This is a genomic window from Rhodococcus sp. 06-470-2 (assembly GCF_002258235.1).
In the GTDB taxonomy this organism is placed as follows: domain Bacteria; phylum Actinomycetota; class Actinomycetes; order Mycobacteriales; family Mycobacteriaceae; genus Rhodococcoides.
On record NZ_NOYB01000031.1, the window covers coordinates 25,558 to 43,624 of the forward strand.

Here is an 18,067-nt window from a genome sequence, read left to right on the forward strand (position 1 = left end):
ACTCGCTCCGTGCCAGACAAGGACGGCTACGTTCTCATAGATGAACTACCCGACGACGACGCCCGTGTGAAAGAAGTGTTCGCACGGTTCGGCCTCACTGCTTACAAGGCTCAAGTGTTCGACCATGGGCTCGTCAATCTTGTGGCCTTTGCGCGAGGATCGGAGATTATTCACAGGGCAACCGAAATCGACGCTCTGTTCGTCGAGCTGTTCCGCAAGACAACCGGCGCGCTTGTCAACACCATCTCCAAAGAGAACCGTCTGGGTCCCGCCGACCTGGAGACCTGTCGCCGCGCGGTGTCGGAGAGGAATCGACTAATCCATCATTTCTTTCGTGATCACGCCGAAGACTTCATAAGCGCCGCTGGGCAGCAAATAATGATCAACGATCTCGCAGATATCGCGCTATTACTTGACGCTGCCGAAACGGCCTGCAGTCGCGTAACGCTCGAAGTGGGCAAGGCGCGTGGGTTGACCGCGGAGCTCGTCAACCAAGAGTTCAATCGCCTTATGGAGCGCGCTGCGGACTAAACCCATTACGTACTTCTTAACGGAACTAACGGAGATCTGCGGCCCGGTCCTCGCTATACCGTCGCGACACTCGGGGGGGTCGAGCCACAGGTGAAGGCCGTCGGCTGCGGGCTTGAGCAGACCGTTGTCGACATCTTCGTCGACGGCAGTCGTCTCGATGTCCTCGGCGACGCAGTCTGTGTTTGTACGCGGGAGACGTCAGCTGTGCTTCGACACCGCTTCTGACAGCGTGCACGAGCCTCACCCAGGATTCGCGTCCGACAGACGCCCAAGCAATCCTCAGCACGCATCCGGGTGACGCCGGCAATCACCTCCCCGCCAGTGCTCGGAGTCCCTCGATCAGAGGGGCACTCACAGCCGGCACACATCTGAAGCATGCCGCCAGGCTCAGACCGGATGATCCATCGGTGAGCCTGACGACTGGCACATGCGGCCAGCTTGTCCAACAGATCCGGTAAGAACCACCGCCGTTCAGGTGAGGCCGCGTTTCCAAAAAGATGAGTAAGTGATGAGTTGGGGGGGACGGCGATCCCCTGAGCCAATCCCGCTGTCCGGAGATCGGATTCAGCGCCAGCTCAGAGGCAGTTCTTAAGTCGTTAGACATGCACTTGACTCCCGGTAAAAGCGATTGAGGTTCAAGTCCTCGAAACTCCCTACGCCGCTTGAGAACCCGCAGGTCACAGAGTTGGCCATTATTGCGAAGCTTGCAGGTCCCCATAAGTATCCGGACAACAAAAAGTGCCCCTGACCAGCATAAATGCTATTCAGGGGCACTTGGTGTGCGCCATCAGGGATTCGTACCCCGGACCCGCTGTATCTGGCTCGGACATCCGGTTTGTCCGTTGGGACGCCCCCGATGGTCGTGGCTGGGCGCGCGAGCTCTGGGCAACGTTGGGACGGCGATCTGGGTTCTGACTCGGGAGCGAGATGGCGTAGCCGTCTCCAAGGCTGACCTGTTCAGCGCGTTTCTGGTTCTTGCCGCGGTCGTCGATGCGAGAGTTGCGCGCTTGATCTCGGGTTCGACAGTCGATTCGTCATCGGATTCGGGCCCCGGCGATGCAATCCACGAGCACCACAGCCACCGCCGCCTAACGGGTCGCGGTGATGCCACCGTCCACCGGGATCGTCGCCCCGTGCAGGTAGGCCGCCTCGTCCGACACCACCCAGGCGATGGCCGACGCTATCTCCTCGGGTGTACCCGGCCGGCCGGCCGGTATGCCGGCGGTCATCGTCGCAATGACGTCACCGTCCGAATCGTTGATCGGAGTGCGGGTGGCGCCGGGCGCGACGGTGTTCACTCGAACCCCCCGTGGTCCGAACTCGGCTGCCCAGCTTCGAGCGAGCTGAGCTTCGGCCGCCTTGGTGGCGGAGTACAGGCCGACGAATGCGTGGCCGACCGTGGCCATCCACGACCCGACGACAACGATTGCCCCGCTCCCCCGTTCGGCCATCGCCGGGGCAAGTGCGGCGGTGAGAACATGCGGTGCCCGGATGTTGACGGCAAGTGCCGCGTCCAGATCGTCATCGGTGAGGGAGACGGTGTCGACGGCCGGGCAGATCGCCGCGTTGTGCACCAGGATGTCGACCCTCCCGCCGAGAGCGCTGGTCCACTGCTCTGCGAGGTGGCGCAGGTCGGTCGGTTGAGCGGTGAGGTCGCCGCTGACGAACACGGCGGATCCGCCGTCGCGTTCGATCTCAGCGACCAGATGTGCGCCGCGCTCGGCGTCGCGCCCGGTGATCACGACGCGAGCTCCGCGGGCCGCGAGTGTGCGGGCGGTGGCTGCGCCTATTCCGCTCGTCGAACCGGTGACGACGGCGGTGCGGTTGGACAAATGCAATAGGTTGCTCATGACCACCATTTCACCGTCCAGCCCGGTATCGCACCAGGGCGAGCGCTGCCTGGTCACGGCGTGACCAGGCGCACCCAGTGTAATCTCCGTACTCTGAGCAGCGTGCCAGCAGACAGATCCGCACTCGGAGCATTCCTCCGCTCACGACGCGACGCACTCACCCCGGCGACGGCGGGGATTGCGCCGTTCCCTGGACCGAGGCGAGTTCCGGGCCTCCGCAAGGAGGAGCTCGCGGTGCTCGCCGGACTGAGCACCGATCACTACAGTCGACTCGAGCAGGGCCGCCAGCACACGGTCACCGACGACATCGTCCATGCCCTGAGCCGGGCATTGCGCCTCGACGAGATCGAGGATGCGCACCTGCGGAACCTTGCCGCTCCGATCCGCCGGGGACGGCCCAGTACGTGGGAGTACGCGCAGCGTCCCGATCCCGGTCTGATGCGGGTGCTGACCACCTTGGATCACGTTCCCGCGCTTGTCCTCGGGCGCCGATCGGAGATCCTGGCGTGCAACATGCTGGCGCGGGCAGTCCTCGGCGAGGAGATCGCTGGGGGCGCGGTGTTGGTGCGCTGGCTCTTCCTGGACCCGCGTGCGCGCGAGCGCATCGTCAACTGGTCCGATTACGCGTCGGCCGCAGTGGGGGCGATGCGCTACGAGGTCGGTCGCCATGTCGCCGACGCTCGATTGATCGCTCTGGTCGACGAATTGCGTTCGGAAAGTGTGGACTTCGCCCGCTGGTGGGACGATCATGGTGTAGCGGATCGCACGTCCGTCGACAAGAAGATCGCTCACCCCGTGGTCGGCCGACTCGCATTCGGCATCGAATCCCTTGTGTCGCCGCACGACCCGGAGCAACGCTTGATCATCTATACCGTCGAGCCCGAGTCGTCTACTGCTCGAGCACTCCCTATGTTGGCGTCGTGGGGGCCGGCATCTGCCGAGTCAACGGGCTGACGCGTGGACGATCAATCGATCTACCCTCTTGGTCGGTCTTCGACTTCCGCAGTCGGATGTGCAATCCGTGGTGCCGGTGCACGGTGACGTCACCGCACACCATCTCGGACAGTTCGCTTCGGCGGTAGGCACCGGCGAACCCGAAGAGCAGGATAGCCGAGTCGCGGCATTCGAGGACTTCGTCTGCCCACCCGCGGCACCGCGCCCGAGCGGTCCCGACGAGGAATTTGATGTCGTCGACCAGTAACGGGTCAGCGGCGACGCCGATCGGGTGCGCCGGCATCCTCACGTGACCATTCGACTCGCACCAGTTGTGGCGCGTCTCCACGCGGCCGCGTACGTCTTACGGGTTCCCTCGGAGCGGGAGGACTGCACGGCGGCCGCGATCCGGTTCGCGACAGCGGCCGGGATCTCTTGCTCCGCAGCGACCGACCTGACAGTCTCTGGGATGCCCACGACCGTGCCCCGCAGCCAACATCTGTGTCAACGAACTCCGCCGCCTGTCCTCGAATATGGCACGGACTCGAAGGCGACTTCTAAAACTTGCGTGACACTGAACGAGGCATACCTTGTCGGCCTCAGGCGAGCCTGAACGAATGTGGACTGCCGTGGTGTGTGGTGGACCAACAAATGACTGGCCGTGGATGTTTCTGTACTCACGAAGGATCTGGCTCTTGGTGGAGACGCAACCACAGCCCAGGGAGGCAGCGGCCTGGCCATTACCCACCCACCGTTGACCCGTTATCGCGTCAGTCCCCGAGTGGTCCTGATTTTTCGCCGTTGTCTGGTAGCGCGGCGTACACCTCATCGGTAACAGGTTCGAGCCACTCATTGCTGACGTTCTCGCCAGGCGTTATGAAGGCGAGGTGGGAAAACCACGAGCCTGCCTTTGCGCCGTGCCAGTGCTTCGTGCCTGCCGGCACCCGGACCACCGATCCAGGCGCCAAGCTGACTGGATCTTGGTGCTCGGCTTGGTACCAGCCACTGCCTGCCGTACACAGCAGAATCTGGTCGCCTCCGCCCGCAGATCCGTGGTGTATGTGCCAGTTGTTGCGGCAACCAGGCTCGAAACTGACGTTGCTGACGGGGACGCTGCCATCGGACAACGGAGCTAGGTAGCTCTGGCCGGAGAAATACTGCGCATAGGCCTCGTTGGGCTCCCCGAGCGGGAAAATTTGATCGAATTCGCTAGCGGTCATGTCGTCTCTTTCAGCTCGTTCTCAACAGACTGTGGGCCGGCTCGATTTTGATCGCGTTTGTCTGACGCATCGCCAGTCGACTACGAAGCCCTCGACCCGAATGGCGTGTCGATCGAGGCTCGCCTGCGCCGGTCGATCAGTAGTTACACCTAGCCGTTGACCAAGGCAATGTGCTCGGCGTCGTACCGGTCCCCGCGCACTCCAACGGACTTTGCCAGCAGGTTCAGGCCGTTCAGCTCGTCAGCGGACAACCCGACCTCGGTGGCCGCCGCGTTCTCGCGGATACGTGCGGTACGGCGGGTCCCCGGGATCGGAACGATCCATGGTTGCTGCGCCAGCAGCCAGGCCAGGGCGATCTGACCTGGTGACACGCGCTTTGTATCGGCAAGGCCTCGCACGTGGTCGACGAGCGACTGGTTGGCAGCAAGGTTCTCCGCCTCGAACCGCGGGACGCGGTGGCGGATGTCGCCGTCGGCGAAACTTGTGGACGCATCGACAGCGCCGGTCAGGAATCCCTTGCCGAGCGGACTGAAGGGGACGAAACCGATTCCGAGCTCGGCCAGAGTGGGTAGCACCTGCGGTTCGGGATCCCGAGTCCACAGCGAATACTCGCTCTGAACCGCAGTAACCGGATGAACCTTGTGCGCGCGGCGAATCGTCGTAGCCGAAGCCTCGGAGAGCCCGAAGTGCCGGACCTTGCCCTCGCGGACCAATTCACCGACGGTGCCGGCGACATCCTCGATCGGGACATTCGGATCTACACGGTGCTGATACAGCAGGTCGATGACGTCCGTACGAAGCCGCGTCAGTGACGCCTCGGCCACACGCCGGATCTGCTCGGGACGACTGTTCAATCCGGCGACCCGGCCGTTCTCGATATCCCAGCCGAACTTCGTTGCTATCACCACCTGCTCGCGGATAGGTTCGAGAGCCTCGCCAACAAGCTCTTCGTTGACGTAAGGGCCGTAGACCTCGGCGCTATCGAAGAACGTCACTCCTTCATCGGCTGCCGAACGCAACACTGTGATCATGTCGTCGCGGCTGCCGGGGTTCGGGCCGTAGCTCTGCGACATGCCCATCGCCCCGAATCCGATCGCGGATACCTCGAGATCACGCCCAAGTGTTCTGGTGTGCATCCTCATCCTTTCGTTTCAGTGGTGCCGTCGAGTCTGGAGGCGGAAACCTCACGGCGCGCGTAATCCCCGAACATCGATCGCCCACCTTCTACTTGCTCGGCTTGATCGGTCACGCCAGACTTCCTCTTCCGGAGAAGCTAATCGGGTCAGCCCTTCCGAGGGAGTCACTACTGTTGAGCGCACCAGCAGGGCACCACTCGGTGCCGAATGTCTCGCGGCCTGATGTCAGAGCGCTGCGTACAGCGCCTTCTCGAAGTCGCCGTACATTTTCCACGCATCGTCGCGTGCGATGAACGGCAGTGAATTGGTGTAGATAGAGGCACAGATTCCGGTGGTGCGGTCGATGAAGAAGTGCGTGTTGAACAAGCCTGCCCATGCTCCGGTTCCTGCGCGGCGACCGCCGGGCACGTCGTGAGTGTTCAGCATCAAACCGTAGCCCCACTTGTTTCCGGGACCGGCGTACATCGTGTCTGTCGTCGCTGGGTCTGCGGTCGGGATCTCGGCGGGAAAGTCTAGTTCGCCGATCTGATTGCGGAACGCCGCATCGACCGTTTCGGGTGCCAAGATCCGGACGCCGTCGAGTTCACCGCCGCGCAGCAGTGCCCGTTCGAACCGGATGTAGTCCTGCGGTGTCGAATACAAGCCATGCCCGCCCGCGTACCAGTCGGGTTCCTGGTTGAGAATCTCACCCGCCGACGTCCACGCTCCGTCCTCACCCTTCACGTGAACGGTCACTGCATTAGCCGTTCTCTCGGAGTCCAGAACAAACATGGTGTCGTCCATACCCAGAGGTCCCGTGACACCGTCCTTGATCACGCTGTCGAGGCCCGTGCCTGCCACCGACTCCACCACTCTGCCGAGCCAATCGGTGTTGATGCCGTAGACGAACTCGGTGCCCGGATCGGTTACAAGAGGTGCCTGAAAAGCCTCCGCTTTCCCTGGAACGACGTTCGGTACGCCCGTAACTGCCTCGAACCTGACCAGTTGGTCGTTCCAGAACCAGTAGCCGAGGCCAGATGTGTGCGTCACGAGCTGCTTCACCGTTGCCTTGCTCGCCGGCTCGCGCAGGATCGGGTTGTCGCCGTCGAACCCGTCGAGAACCTTGACGTCCGCGAACTCGGGCACGTAGTCCTCCACCGGTGCATCGAGGTCGAGATCGCCGCGTTCGACTTGTTGCAGCGCGACGGTGGTCGCCACCATCTTGGTCATCGACATGATCCGAAATTGCGTCCGCGTCGTCACGGGATCGGTCGACTCCCCCGCTATTCGCGTGCCTGCGGCGCCTTCGTAGAACACCCCGTCGGCATCGGCGGCAATCGCGGCGACATGGGGTACCGCTTGTCGACCGACGGACTCGCTCAATACCCGGTCGATTCCGGTGCCGTCGAAGCTTCTGGTCATGTCAATGGTCCTTTCGGAAAGGCCTTGTAGCCGTTCGGTATGTCTCACATCACACTCGTCCGTGAAGAGTCTCGAGAGAACCGACAACGCGACGCAATTCGGCCTGCGTCACCCGCCGAACGGCGGGTCGCCGGAGTCGAACACGCCAATCGGCCGCACCGCCCGACGATCGTGCGTACCGTTACGGGTCGGTGTTGCGATGGGAGGTCCAGGTGCAGAACGCATCCCGAGTCGTGCGTCCACCGTTCGACGCTGAGCTGAAGGCGGGTCTGGCCGTGGTCGGCGGAATGTTCCCACCAACCATCACCCCCGACCTCATCGACTTCATGAGAACGTCCTACGCCTCGCCCCCATTAGGAGAGTTGTTGGGCGACAGAGGAATTGACGTTTTCGACGTCGCGGTACCGGGGTACCGTGGTGATCCGATCACCGTGTCGGTACTGCGCCACGACCCGCCGGATCGACCGGCCCCTGTGGTCCTCTACGCGCATTCGGGCGGACTGATGTTCGGCGACCGCTTCAGCGGGATCGACCTCGTGCTCGACTGGGTGGACCGACTCGGAGTCACACTGGTGACCGTCGACTACCGGCTGGCACCGGAGTTTCCCGACCCGTACGGCCGAGAGGACATGTACGCAGCACTCGAATGGGTCGCTCAAAACGCGACGTTGTTGAATCTCAGACCTGATCGCATCATGGTCGCCGGAGCAAGCGCCGGTGGCGGGCTTGCAGCGGGCTTGGCTTTGGCAGCGCGTGATCGAGGAGGTCCGCCTCTCTGTGGCCAGGTTTTGGACTACCCGATGCTCGACGACCGGTGCCTTACCCCCTCTACCGGCCAGTTCGACGGGGTAGGCGTCTGGGACCGGATCAGCAACGTCACCGGATGGGATGCCCTGCTCGGAAGCGCTCGGGGTACCGACGACGTCAGCATCTACGCCTCACCCGCGCGTGCCATCGACCTCGGCGGCTTGCCACCTACATTTATCGACGTCGGTGCCGCAGAGATTTTTCGCGACGAGGCAATCGCCTATGCCAGTGACATATGGAAGGCCGGAGGCGACGCCGAACTTCACGTCTGGGGCGGCGCGTTCCACGCATGCGACATATTCGCCCCCCACACCACCGTCGGGCGGAGCATGATCCAGACTCGCAACGCCTGGGTGGAGAAGATTCTTGCCGACTGACCACGAGTGGAGCACACCGTCGGCTCATACGACAGGGGTGACCTGATGCAGGAATTGTTGGGTCGCATCGCGCGACTGGACCCCACAGCGAGCTTGGGACTCCGAATCATCGCCTGCTTCGACGAACTCGTCGTCGGCAACGTCAATACACGCGCTTTGCTCGCGTCGGCCGCATCGCTGTCCGGATGCGTTGTCGGATTCGGTCGGACGGAACCGGACCGGATTGAACGGATAGCACCCGACGGTAACAATGCCCCGGGCCCGGCACCGGAACGGCGGACGGATCTGACGACGGTCGTCATCGACGATCTGTGCGTGTGGCTCGAACGCGAGGGTCCCCATCGGCCGAACGACGCCATTGTTCTCGAACGCCTGGCTCTCGCGGTCAAAATTCGACACGGTCACGGGCGTCGCGAACTCGACAACCGACGTCACTTCGGATTGCTGGTCGATCAGACGGTGAGCGAGGAACAGCGACGCCTGTCGTCCGCGGCCCTCGGCCTGTCAACCGACTGTGGGTATCGCGTAGTGACAGCTCCTTTGTTCGCTGTGTGGAAGGTGCGTCCATCGGGCCCCGAGGACGTCGTGCCAACCCAGTTCGGGCCACTCCACGCCATCATCGCTCCCGAGCGCGTCACGGCCATCGACGCGAGCCCATGCGGCATCGGCGTCGCGACTACACCTAAGGATCTGCATCATTCGTTCCGCACTTCCATTGTCGCTCTGAGACTCTGCGACGATCCTCAGGCCGGACCGGTCGACGCAGCCGACTTCGGCGGACTCGCCGATCTGCTGGCCGACACCCCCGGTACAACTCGACAACCGGACGTCGAGAAACTGGCAACAGTTCTGCACCATACGTGGGGATCGACGACGGTCCGCGCGATCGTGCAGTCAGGATCGCTCCGCGAGGCGGCGCGTGAGGCGGGTGTGCACCACAGCACGATGCAGACGAGGGTCCTGACCATAACGGAGCTTCTGGGCTTCGACCCGTTCGTCGGATTCGGTCGTACGCGGCTGGGTACGGCGTACCTGGTGTGGCGACTGAACAATTCGCGAGTACTCGAGATGCCACCGCCGTGAGGTGGCGTCAATCGAGCAGTCGAGCCGTCGCGTCCAGCTTTCGTGAAGGTCTACGATTCAGGAGATCCACTAAGCCAGAACGGCGATGGAGTCGGGCCGTTCCAGGCTGATGAAGTGTCCTGCTGCAGGAACGTTCACGAACTCAGCACTGGGCAGCAGTGCCTGGTTGGCGCGTCGATCGGAGGGGCGGGACCAGTCATCTTTGCCGTAGACGATGTGCACGTCGGCCTTCACCTCGATATAGCATGACCGAGCGGCAATCAAGCTCGGGAGATTGGCGTACACCCCGCGTGCAACTGTCGAGTAGTGCGGGCGACGCCCCACGGCGAGCAATTCTTCGAGGTACTCATCCGTGAGTGCGGACTTGTCGACCAGGCCGCCGTGCAAAATTGCCCGCATCACCGGCTTGGGCTCGACTCCGGCAAGTAGGGGGCCGACACCCGGCATCAGGACTCCGCCGAGGACGAATCGTGCAAGGAGGCTGGACCTGGCCAGTCCACCGGCGAAATCGTAGGGGTTGACTGCAATCACCTTGCGAACCCGTCCAGGCTGGTTCGCCGCTGTTGTCAGCGCAAGAACTGCGCCCATCGATTCGCCGATGATCGTGACGTCTCGTAGATCCATCTCGGTGAGGAAGTTCTCGACCCCGCGTCGCATCTGGGGTTCGTCGTAGGACGCACCGGGGACGATATCCGAATAGCCCATCCCTGGCAGGTCCAACGCGTAGATCGTATGGTGCGGAAGAAGTAGTGGAATCAGTCGATGAAAATGTTCGGCCTGCGTTCTCACCGTGTGCAGTAACAGGATCGGCGACCCGGAACCACCCGTGATGTACCGCAGCTTGCCGACCGGTGCATCGAGAGCGGCCGGGGTGTGAAAATGGCTCATAGTACCGTCGATTTTCATGCTGAATCCTTCGCTCTACCTGCGGAAGTGGTCGGCGTCGATTGTTCTCGGGGCCTGGCAGGGAGGAACAGGAAAGCGATGGCGGCACCGATGAGAGTGACCCCTGCTGCGACGTACGCTCCCACTGAGAGACCGTCGAGGAAGGCGGTGGCAGCGGCATCGGACACCGCCTGCGCACCAGCCGAATTGCCTCCCGCCGCTAGTCGCTCACTCGCAATATCGGCTGCTCCTACGGACTCTTCCACCAGAGACCTCACGTTCTCAGGTAACTGTTGCGTCGCGGCAGAGTCGGCCATGGTGGATGCATAGAGGGAGGAATACACGCTGCCGATGACGGCCACTCCGAGGGTGCCGCCGATTTCACGTGTTGCATCGTTCATGGCCGATCCGATACCCGCTTTGTTCAGCGGTACCGCGCCCATGATGGCTTCGGTCGCGGGCGCTGACGTGAGGCCGAGCCCCAGGCCGAGCGGAATCATCTGGCCGGCGATCTCGAGGTAACTCGTCGACGTGCTCAACGTCGCGATCCACACGAAAGCTGTGGTGAACAACAACAGACCGGTCGTCACGACCAACTTGTTCCCGATTCGTACTGCCAGGAGCGTGCCGACCACCGAACCGATTGCGATGGCTGTTGCGACGGGAATGAACTTGAGGCCGGTTTCCAAAGGACCGTAATCACGTACGAGTTGAAAGTACTGGGTGATGAGAAAGATGAAGCCGAAGAGAGCGAAGTAAGCGAACGTCACCGAGACGCTGGCGGCGGTGAACCGCATATTGGTGAATAGTGTGACGTCGATCATCGGTTCGTCGCGGCCCCGCTCCCACAACACCAGTGTACCGAAAAGGATTGCTGCCAGCCCGAATCCGATGATCGTCGTCCAGCTGCCCCAACCGTGTTCAGGTGCCTCGATGACCGTGTAGACAAGGCTGCCGACCGCGAGCACGGACAGGGCGAGTCCGCCGAAGTCGATCCGTGGCGTTGCTGGATCCTTCGAGGTCTCGACGACGGCGAGCGTTGCGGCGATAGAAATCGCGGCGGCAGCCGACAGGGCCAGGAATACGCTTCCCCACCAGTATGATTCGAGCAGGAGGCCACCCAGAATGGGACCGCACGCAACTCCTACGCCGGTAGTAGCGCCCCACACGCCGATTGCTTTCGCCTTTGCCGCGCGATCGGTGAAGACATTGGACAAGATCGACAGCGTCGTCGGATAGACGAATGCGGCACCGAGCCCCATGACTGCTTGCCACGACACCAGCTGCCCGGTACTGCTCGCAAACGAGGCACCCACTGCACCGCCGGCGAATACGGCCAGACCCAGAAGAAGCGCGCCCTTACGTCCGTAGCGATCACTGAGGCTGCCGAAGGCCAGCACGAAAGTAGCGAACAGCAGGTTGTACGCATCGACGATCCATTGCAGGTCCCGATTGCTGGCCTCGAGTTCGACGGCAAGCGTCGGCAACGTCACGTTGATCGCGGTGGTGGCGAGGCTGATGGACAACGTGGCCAAGCACAGAGCGGCCAGGATCAGAACGTGCGACTTCTGTGGTCGCATCTCAGGTGAGGTCACCACTTTATTATTTCCAGTTGATGCTCTGTTTTGTCAAGCGTAGAGTTTCGAGCATGAAGACTTACGGGGAGTTCTGCGCGTTGTCACGTGCGTTGGACGTGGTCGGCGATCGCTGGACTATGCTGATCATTCGCCAGCTTCTGATTACGCCGAGCAGATACAACGACATTCAGAAATCGCTGCCGGGCATAGCAACGAACCTCCTCGCGCAACGGCTGCGGACCCTGGAGGAACAAGGCGTCGTCACTTCGACCGAACGACCCGCGCCCATCTCGGCACGGGTGTACGAGCTCACCGAATGGGGTCACGGCTTGCAGACTGCACTGGTGGGCCTCGCGCGCTGGGGCGCGCCGTTGCTCGCCTCAGGCATCGACGGCGACCACAGTCAGGGTCGATGGTTGGTGTTCGCGATCATGGCTCTGTATCCCGATCGAACCGAAAAAGATCTTGCCGGGCTCCCCAGCCTGACTGCAGCAATTGTCGCCGACGGAGATGTCCTGTTGCTCTCGTCCGGAACGGATGGTGTTACAACAACGTTGGCGAACACGACCGATACAGCAGAGGTGACAATCGAGGGAACCGCCGATGAAGTCCTGCGCACCCTCTCCGGCGAGTTGACCGACAAGCCGAAGGCATCGATCGACGGGAGTGAAGGTGCGTTGCAACGACTCTCGCAAGTAGTCCGCCACGCCAACACGTACGGCCTCGACCTCGAATCCCTGAAAGGACACAGCATGGCGTCAAACTCAGGGTAAGGCACGTTCACCGCTGGAGCCGACGGGCTGTCGGGCTGCCTACTGAGCGGTATATCCAGCATCGACGGGAAGGGCCACTCCGGTGACGTAACTGGATGCGTCACTGCTGAGCCACAAGACAGCCGCCGCGATTTCCTCGGGTCGCCCCAATCGCCCCAACGGCACTCCTGCTGCCGCAGCGTCAGGATCCAACTCCCTACCCGCGATCATTTTCTCGACCATCGGCGTGCTGATCGTGCCTGGACACACCGCATTGACTCGCACTCCATGACGTCCATATTGCAGCGCAACGCTTTTGGTGGCACCGATCACGCCGTGCTTGGTTGCGTGATAGGTGGCCCGCCCCTCTCCGCCGACCAGACCACCCAACGACGAACAGTTCACGATGACACCAGACCCCTGTGTTCGCATCTGCACCAGCTCGTGTTTCATCGTTGCCCAGACGCCACGCAAGTTGACGGAGACGATCTTGTCGAAAGCCTCTGCCGTCTCATCGGCGGAATCGATCGGAGGCAACATGATTCCGGCATTGTTGAACGCCATATCCAGGCTGCCGAATTTCTCGACGGTTGCACGGACTGCAGCCTCGACCTGATCCTCGTCGGACACGTCGCACCGCACCGCCAATGCTTCGAATCCTCGAGACGTGAGATCGTCCGAGAGTTGCCGGGCGGCGTCCCCGTCGAGGTCGACAACGGCGACACGGGCACCGGCTTCGGCGAAGGCGCGGACGGTGGCCGCGCCCATGCCTGCACTGCCACCGGTGACGAAGGCAGTCTTACCGGTAAAATCGTAGGTAACGGTCATGAGAATGTGCTCCAATCTTGCTTGTAGCGACGTCGAATCAGTTGCTCGACAGCTGAATTCTGGTGTGCTGCGCCAGAGCGGCGAGTAGGTCGGTCTGAAACTGCTCGTCGTGCACTGCTCGGTGGGGCACCGCGGTGCGCTGATGGTGCCAGTACTTACCCGAATCGAACGCCCGCGAATCGTCTGTGGTTGCGAGCCATGACTGAGTGACATGGCTCAGAGCAAGGTCGTCAGTGGCACCAGTGCCGCCCATCTTGGTCGGCACCCAACCAGGATCGACCGCGTGCGAGATCGACTCGGGGCGAAACCTGGCCACCGCAGCCATGAGCGCCGTTACGAACAGCTTGCTATCCGAGTACGAGACGGTCTTTCGAGACCCGGACCAGTCTGCGCCAGTGAGGTCTGTGTGCCCGCCGCGGTGCATGCTGCTACTGAGATAGATCAGCCGCCCCGGACCCTGGATTGCAGCAGTAAGTACGTATGGCGCAACAACATTGACTGGTAGTAACGAAGGCCCGTCTATGATTCCGGCATTGTGGACTACCGCGTCGATAGCCCCTATTCCATTGGCCTGCTCGGCAATCTGCTCCACCTCCTCAGGAAGCGCAAGGTCGCCGACAACGCTCGACGCGCCACGGGAAATCAAGTCCTCGACGGCAGTGAGACGCTGCTGCGTGCGAGCATGCACGACGACCTCGTGACCGTCGTCGAGCAACGACACGGCGGTGGCGCGGCCGATGCCGTCGGTCGACCCGGTGATCAACACTCGCGACACAGTTCCCTCCAGATGATTGTCACAACGAGACCGACCATCGCGCGGCCTATGTCATGGACGGTAGCGGGTCCAGGACGCCCGAGGGAGGCCCTGCGAGTACGTCCACCAGCTTTGCGTCCGACCCGCGCGGAAGTGGTGATGTCGCTGCGCACAGGCCGGGTGGCCACGACAACGAGAACAGGGACTGCTGCAGGAGCAGTGACGATAGTCGGCTAGCCAAGTCGGCGGGCCGAGCTGGCGGAGTTATCGTGCTTCCCAGCGCAGCCAGTCTACGGGTGTCCGGACGGTGCGAGCAGTTCGAGAACCCTCTGCTGCTCCGGTTCGAATCCACCTTTCCCTTAGCAGCCCATCCTGAAATTCTCCCGACTGCAACACTTTCGATCGAGACAAGCAATAACCGTTTTAGGAGTCCCCTATCGAGCTGCCAGACTGCCCGGAATGGTGACATGTAAATTGGCGACTAACACCACCATTGAGCCGGAACCAGACGCAGGGTGCGGCTGCATCTCATCTACGAGATGGTGCCGTGCCAAGAAGACCTTCGGATTGTTCGTGGGTCGCGCATTTTCCAGACTCCCGTGGAGGGAGACCGAGCGAAAAACGAGCCATCATTACGATGGTCTCGCACCAACCAGGAAGTAGAAAAAGAGATGACGGACATGAGCACATCGAAGAATCGACGGATCGTCGTAGGCACAGATCCCCAGGGTCGGTCGGTGGTCCTCTCGGACGCGCGAGACATGGCCGAATCCCATCCAGGGAAGGTGGCGATCGAAGAGGTCTGGTGGCAGCCACAGATTCCATTTCGTCCAGAGCAAGGACTGGCAAGCCGCGCAGGCGAAGTGGAAATTGAACCACCTTCGAGCGGAGCAGTAGTCCGCCTACTGTCTGTTCCGCCTCTGTCCGACGGCCAGGAGTGGGTACTCGATCTTCACTTCGACGATGCCCTTCACGTGATCACGCTGACCTCCGGGGCGCTCGACATAGTCCTCGAAACTGAAGAAGTGAGCCTTGAAGTGGGTGACAGCATCGTGCTACCTGGCAGTATGCACGATCTGCGCAACCTCGGACAGGTCCCAGCAACCTTCGTCTACACATCCTTCCCACTCTCTCGCTGAGAGTTCCTGCAGCTCATCAGCCCGCCCTCACCAGACCCTAAGAGTCGTCCGGCGAGGGCGGGATCGAGGCAAAGATGCACCCTGTTCGTCTTAAGCAGCGGGGCGCTGTTTTTAGTTGAACACCTCGAAGCGCGCCTGGTGCCGTTGCGTCTAACTGCTGTTTGTGTCGACAGTGGATCGATCGGACGAAGAGATCCTCCCGGTTAATCCAGTCGACTGCACAGATGTTCGTAAGTCGGTGTTCTTGGTTTCCGGCGTCATGGCTATGCCGGCTGCACCGAGGGTGAGGATCAACAACATCGCGTAGAACGCAGGGGCAACTGGACTGTCGAAAGAGCCGACGAGGGCGGTGGCGACGAGCGGTGTGGTCCCTCCGAAAATGGCCGCGGATAGGTTGAACGAGAACCCATGACCGGTGCCGCGCACTGCAGTCGGGAATAGTTCTACGGCCGTGACAAAGTAACCGGCGGCGAAGATGGCGACTCCGATCGCAAGAAGGCTCTGTCCGACGAGTGCACCCAACAGCGTTCCGGACGCGGCGAGCGAGAACGCCGGGTACGCGGTCACCGCCAACCACGACGCGCCACCGATGAGCAGTGGCTTTCGACCGATACGGTCACCCAGCGAGCCGAAGAACACTGCGATTACTGCCAAGACCAGGATGGCCGCGGCATTGGAGAACAAAGCCGGCTTTTCACCGAGACCGCCTGTCTTCACGACGAACGTAAACATGTACCCGACCAGAAGATAGGCTCCTACGGCCTGTGGAACTTGCAGAAGTATCACTCGCAGCATCGATTTTCTCGAAGCAGCTACCTCCCGGATCGTGCTCCGCGCGTCACCTTGATTGGCAACTGCGGCAGTGTATTCCTCCGGATCGTCGAGCGTTCGGCGTATCCAGAACCCTGCCACTGCGATGAGACCACCGAAAATGAACGGCACTCTCCAGCCCCAATCCAAATAGGCCTCGCTGCCCAGGGCTGCTTGGACGCCAAGGACGAACACTGCGGCGAGCGAAGTCGGGACGTAGATGAAGCACACGGCGAAACCGATCCAACGTCCGCGTTTGCCGTCCGGTGCGGATTCCACGATGAAACTGTAGCCGCCTGACGATTCGCCTCCCATCGAAAGTCCTTGCAGGAGCCTGCACAGAACGAGGAGCACGGGCGCAGCGATGCCGATTGTCTCGTACGTGGGAAGCAACCCCGTGACGACCGTTCCTCCGCCCATCAGCAGAATCGTCAACGACAATATTTTGAGGCGGCCGACCCTGTCCGCCATGAAGCCGAACAAAACGCCCCCGACGGGTCGCGCGAAGAAGGCCAATGCATAGATTGCAAAGGTTCCGAGCAAGGCGGCGGTAGGATTCTCCCGCGAGAAGAAGTGCAGCGCGAGCGCCGGTGCGGCAAGAGCATAGATCGAGTAGTCGAAGACCTCGCAGACATTGCCGATGCATCCTCCGATGAGGCGGCGACGTGGATTTACTGTGTTCATTATCGGCCCTCTTGCGGGATAGCGGATTCGGCACCGACTCGTTCGACATCTGAATCCAGCGGGTCGAACACGAACACACCCTTCCCGGCGTTCTGCTTGTCGAATTCTTCGTAGGCTTGGGCGGCCTCACTCAGATGCCAACGGTGACTGAACAATTCGTCAATCGGCACTTTCTCGCGCGCAATGAATTCGGCGCACTGTCGCTGTTGAACGATGGACATCGTCCACGACGTCATGACTGTAACCTGTGTTCGATAGAAATCGGTCACCCGGAATCGTGCCTCACCCGCACCCAAACCGATCAGACAAATCTTTCCCCACGGACGCAGAGAATTCAATCCAGCGGAGATTGCAGAGGAGTTTCCGGAGGTTTCCAGTACGAGCGGCGCTCCCGCACCGTCGGTCAAGTTCCGAATCATGTCCGACGCACTGCTCGTTGTCGGATCGACGGTGGCTACGGCGCCGAACCGCTCGGCATGAACCCGGCGGGCCGGTTCTGGGTCGACGGCGATGACACGAGCACCCCTCGCTGTCGCAAGCATCGTCGCCGACAACCCCACTGGACCTTGTCCGAAGACCACCAAGGTCGATCCCCCAACGTCGCCGAGGCGCTCCAGGCCACCCCATGCCGTGCCGGTGCCACATCCGATGGCCGCCCCCGCCTCGAAGCTCAATGAGTCGTCGAGAGGCACCAAGGTCGCTGCCGGAACTACGATGTATGGAGCGTGCCCACCGTGCTCCTGAGTTCCGAACGCCCTGAACGGAGCTTGCGTGCACATCTGCGGCCACCCGGATCTGCAGCTGTCGCACGTCGTGCACCCGATGTAGTGGTGCACCATGACGCGGTCGCCCGGCGCAGCAAGCCGGTCTCCTACTCCGGTCCCGACACTGTGGACGACACCGGCAGGCTCATGGCCCGCAATCGCTTGTCCGTCCGTGTCGTCCCCGTCTGGCGAGGCGCGGTATACGTGAAGATCGCTTCCGCACATTCCGGACGCTCGTACGGCGACGACTACTTCGCCCGGTCCGGGCTCCGGAACGGGAAAGTCGCGAATTTCCACCCTGCGGTTGCCTGTAAAAATGACGCCTCTCATGGCTTTCTTCCCTCTGTCGTTTCGGCAGCACAGGCATTCCGCGACTCGGATTGCGTTCCGGCGCAGATGCTTTCGATCCCTACTGGTCTGCGTCGAGTCGACGGCAACCGTAGCTCCGATATCGAAAGTGTGCTCTACGACACTAAGACGGTTCAGGTTAATAAGTCAACGATTGACTAAAAGATTCTCTAACTTCGAGCGGGAAT

Annotated in this window: 16 protein-coding genes; 6 read left to right on the top strand and 10 right to left on the bottom strand. The window is 61.7% G+C overall.

Annotated elements, in window-relative coordinates:
- Positions 1-9: 9 nt before the first annotated feature.
- A complete protein-coding gene (locus CH276_RS14720) occupies positions 10-531 on the top strand; it encodes a hypothetical protein (RefSeq protein ID WP_094631414.1) in 522 nt (173 codons plus the stop codon).
- A gap of 1,088 nt (positions 532-1,619) precedes the next feature.
- Here the strand turns inward: CH276_RS14720 and CH276_RS14725 are convergent.
- Positions 1,620-2,381 carry an SDR family NAD(P)-dependent oxidoreductase gene (locus tag CH276_RS14725; RefSeq protein WP_217901417.1) on the bottom strand — a complete coding sequence of 254 codons (762 nt, stop codon included), beginning with the start codon at positions 2,379-2,381 and terminating at the stop codon, positions 1,620-1,622.
- Positions 2,382-2,483: 102 nt separating this feature from the next.
- Here CH276_RS14725 and CH276_RS14730 point away from each other — a divergent pair, with 102 nt between their 5' ends.
- Positions 2,484-3,335 (top strand): helix-turn-helix transcriptional regulator, encoded by an 852-nt coding sequence (locus CH276_RS14730; RefSeq protein ID WP_094631416.1) that lies wholly within the window; start codon positions 2,484-2,486, stop codon positions 3,333-3,335.
- 749 nt (positions 3,336-4,084) lie between these two features.
- Here the strand turns inward: CH276_RS14730 and CH276_RS14740 are convergent.
- The 3 genes from CH276_RS14740 to CH276_RS14750 all read right to left on the bottom strand — a co-directional run bounded on the left by CH276_RS14740 (position 4,085) and on the right by CH276_RS14750 (position 7,071).
- Positions 4,085-4,534 carry a cupin domain-containing protein gene (locus CH276_RS14740; protein ID WP_094623333.1) on the bottom strand — a complete coding sequence of 150 codons (450 nt, stop codon included), beginning with the start codon at positions 4,532-4,534 and terminating at the stop codon, positions 4,085-4,087.
- A 149-nt stretch (positions 4,535-4,683) separates the two neighbouring features.
- On the bottom strand, positions 4,684-5,670 hold the full coding sequence (locus tag CH276_RS14745) for an aldo/keto reductase (protein WP_094623334.1): 987 nt from the start codon (positions 5,668-5,670) through the stop codon (positions 4,684-4,686).
- 225 nt (positions 5,671-5,895) lie between these two features.
- Positions 5,896-7,071, bottom strand: a complete 1,176-nt coding sequence (locus CH276_RS14750; protein ID WP_094623335.1) for a serine hydrolase domain-containing protein — start codon at positions 7,069-7,071, stop codon at positions 5,896-5,898.
- A gap of 212 nt (positions 7,072-7,283) precedes the next feature.
- Here CH276_RS14750 and CH276_RS14755 point away from each other — a divergent pair, with 212 nt between their 5' ends.
- Both CH276_RS14755 and CH276_RS14760 read left to right on the top strand, forming a co-directional pair.
- On the top strand, positions 7,284-8,255 hold the full coding sequence (locus tag CH276_RS14755; RefSeq protein WP_303396058.1) for an alpha/beta hydrolase: 972 nt from the start codon (positions 7,284-7,286) through the stop codon (positions 8,253-8,255).
- Positions 8,256-8,300: 45 nt separating this feature from the next.
- Positions 8,301-9,338, top strand: a complete 1,038-nt coding sequence (locus CH276_RS14760) for a helix-turn-helix domain-containing protein (RefSeq protein WP_094623372.1) — start codon at positions 8,301-8,303, stop codon at positions 9,336-9,338.
- Positions 9,339-9,407: 69 nt separating this feature from the next.
- Here CH276_RS14760 and CH276_RS14765 read toward each other — a convergent pair whose 3' ends face one another.
- Together CH276_RS14765 and CH276_RS14770 are read right to left on the bottom strand one after the other, a co-directional pair.
- Positions 9,408-10,244, bottom strand: coding sequence for an alpha/beta fold hydrolase (locus CH276_RS14765; protein WP_094623336.1), 837 nt, complete (start codon positions 10,242-10,244; stop codon positions 9,408-9,410).
- Positions 10,241-11,818 (bottom strand): MFS transporter, encoded by a 1,578-nt coding sequence (locus tag CH276_RS14770; protein WP_254924332.1) that lies wholly within the window; start codon positions 11,816-11,818, stop codon positions 10,241-10,243. The genes CH276_RS14765 and CH276_RS14770 overlap by 4 nt, the downstream gene beginning before the upstream one ends.
- Between CH276_RS14770 and CH276_RS14775 the strand changes: the two genes are divergently transcribed.
- Positions 11,794-12,573 carry a winged helix-turn-helix transcriptional regulator gene (locus CH276_RS14775; protein ID WP_254924333.1) on the top strand — a complete coding sequence of 260 codons (780 nt, stop codon included), beginning with the start codon at positions 11,794-11,796 and terminating at the stop codon, positions 12,571-12,573. The two genes, CH276_RS14770 and CH276_RS14775, sit on opposite strands and share 25 nt — an antisense overlap.
- 39 nt (positions 12,574-12,612) lie before the next feature.
- Here the strand turns inward: CH276_RS14775 and CH276_RS14780 are convergent, their stop codons facing one another.
- Positions 12,613-13,380 (bottom strand): SDR family NAD(P)-dependent oxidoreductase, encoded by a 768-nt coding sequence (locus CH276_RS14780; protein WP_037183773.1) that lies wholly within the window; start codon positions 13,378-13,380, stop codon positions 12,613-12,615.
- A 37-nt stretch (positions 13,381-13,417) separates the two neighbouring features.
- Positions 13,418-14,155 carry an SDR family NAD(P)-dependent oxidoreductase gene (locus CH276_RS14785; protein ID WP_037183772.1) on the bottom strand — a complete coding sequence of 246 codons (738 nt, stop codon included), beginning with the start codon at positions 14,153-14,155 and terminating at the stop codon, positions 13,418-13,420.
- Positions 14,156-14,814: 659 nt separating this feature from the next.
- On the opposite strand from CH276_RS14785, the gene CH276_RS14790 reads away from it, so the two are divergent.
- Positions 14,815-15,273 (top strand): cupin domain-containing protein, encoded by a 459-nt coding sequence (locus tag CH276_RS14790; protein ID WP_037183770.1) that lies wholly within the window; start codon positions 14,815-14,817, stop codon positions 15,271-15,273.
- A 150-nt stretch (positions 15,274-15,423) separates the two neighbouring features.
- Here the strand turns inward: CH276_RS14790 and CH276_RS14795 are convergent, their stop codons facing one another.
- Both CH276_RS14795 and CH276_RS14800 read right to left on the bottom strand, forming a co-directional pair.
- Entirely contained in the window at positions 15,424-16,767 is a 1,344-nt protein-coding gene (locus tag CH276_RS14795; protein ID WP_094631418.1) for an MFS transporter, read from the bottom strand.
- Positions 16,767-17,861: a zinc-dependent alcohol dehydrogenase family protein gene (locus CH276_RS14800; protein ID WP_094623341.1), complete on the bottom strand. Its 1,095-nt coding sequence runs from the start codon at positions 17,859-17,861 to the stop codon at positions 16,767-16,769. The genes CH276_RS14795 and CH276_RS14800 overlap by 1 nt, the downstream gene beginning before the upstream one ends.
- Between the last annotated feature and the right edge of the window lie 206 nt (positions 17,862-18,067).

What these genes read in the sequence shown, in the direction of transcription:
- CH276_RS14740 (WP_094623333.1), bottom strand. Translation starts at nt 4,534, where the DNA reads ATGACCGCTAGCGAATTCGATCAAATTTTCCCGCTCGGGGAGCCCAAC.
- CH276_RS14765 (WP_094623336.1), bottom strand. Translation starts at nt 10,244, where the DNA reads ATGAAAATCGACGGTACTATGAGCCATTTTCACACCCCGGCCGCTCTC.
- CH276_RS14795 (WP_094631418.1), bottom strand. Translation starts at nt 16,767, where the DNA reads ATGAACACAGTAAATCCACGTCGCCGCCTCATCGGAGGATGCATCGGC.
- CH276_RS14750 (WP_094623335.1), bottom strand. Translation starts at nt 7,071, where the DNA reads ATGACCAGAAGCTTCGACGGCACCGGAATCGACCGGGTATTGAGCGAG.
- CH276_RS14745 (WP_094623334.1), bottom strand. Translation starts at nt 5,670, where the DNA reads ATGCACACCAGAACACTTGGGCGTGATCTCGAGGTATCCGCGATCGGA.
- CH276_RS14790 (WP_037183770.1), top strand. Translation starts at nt 14,815, where the DNA reads ATGAGCACATCGAAGAATCGACGGATCGTCGTAGGCACAGATCCCCAG.
- CH276_RS14725 (WP_217901417.1), bottom strand. Translation starts at nt 2,381, where the DNA reads ATGAGCAACCTATTGCATTTGTCCAACCGCACCGCCGTCGTCACCGGT.
- CH276_RS14760 (WP_094623372.1), top strand. Translation starts at nt 8,301, where the DNA reads ATGCAGGAATTGTTGGGTCGCATCGCGCGACTGGACCCCACAGCGAGC.
- CH276_RS14800 (WP_094623341.1), bottom strand. Translation starts at nt 17,861, where the DNA reads ATGAGAGGCGTCATTTTTACAGGCAACCGCAGGGTGGAAATTCGCGAC.
- CH276_RS14780 (WP_037183773.1), bottom strand. Translation starts at nt 13,380, where the DNA reads ATGACCGTTACCTACGATTTTACCGGTAAGACTGCCTTCGTCACCGGT.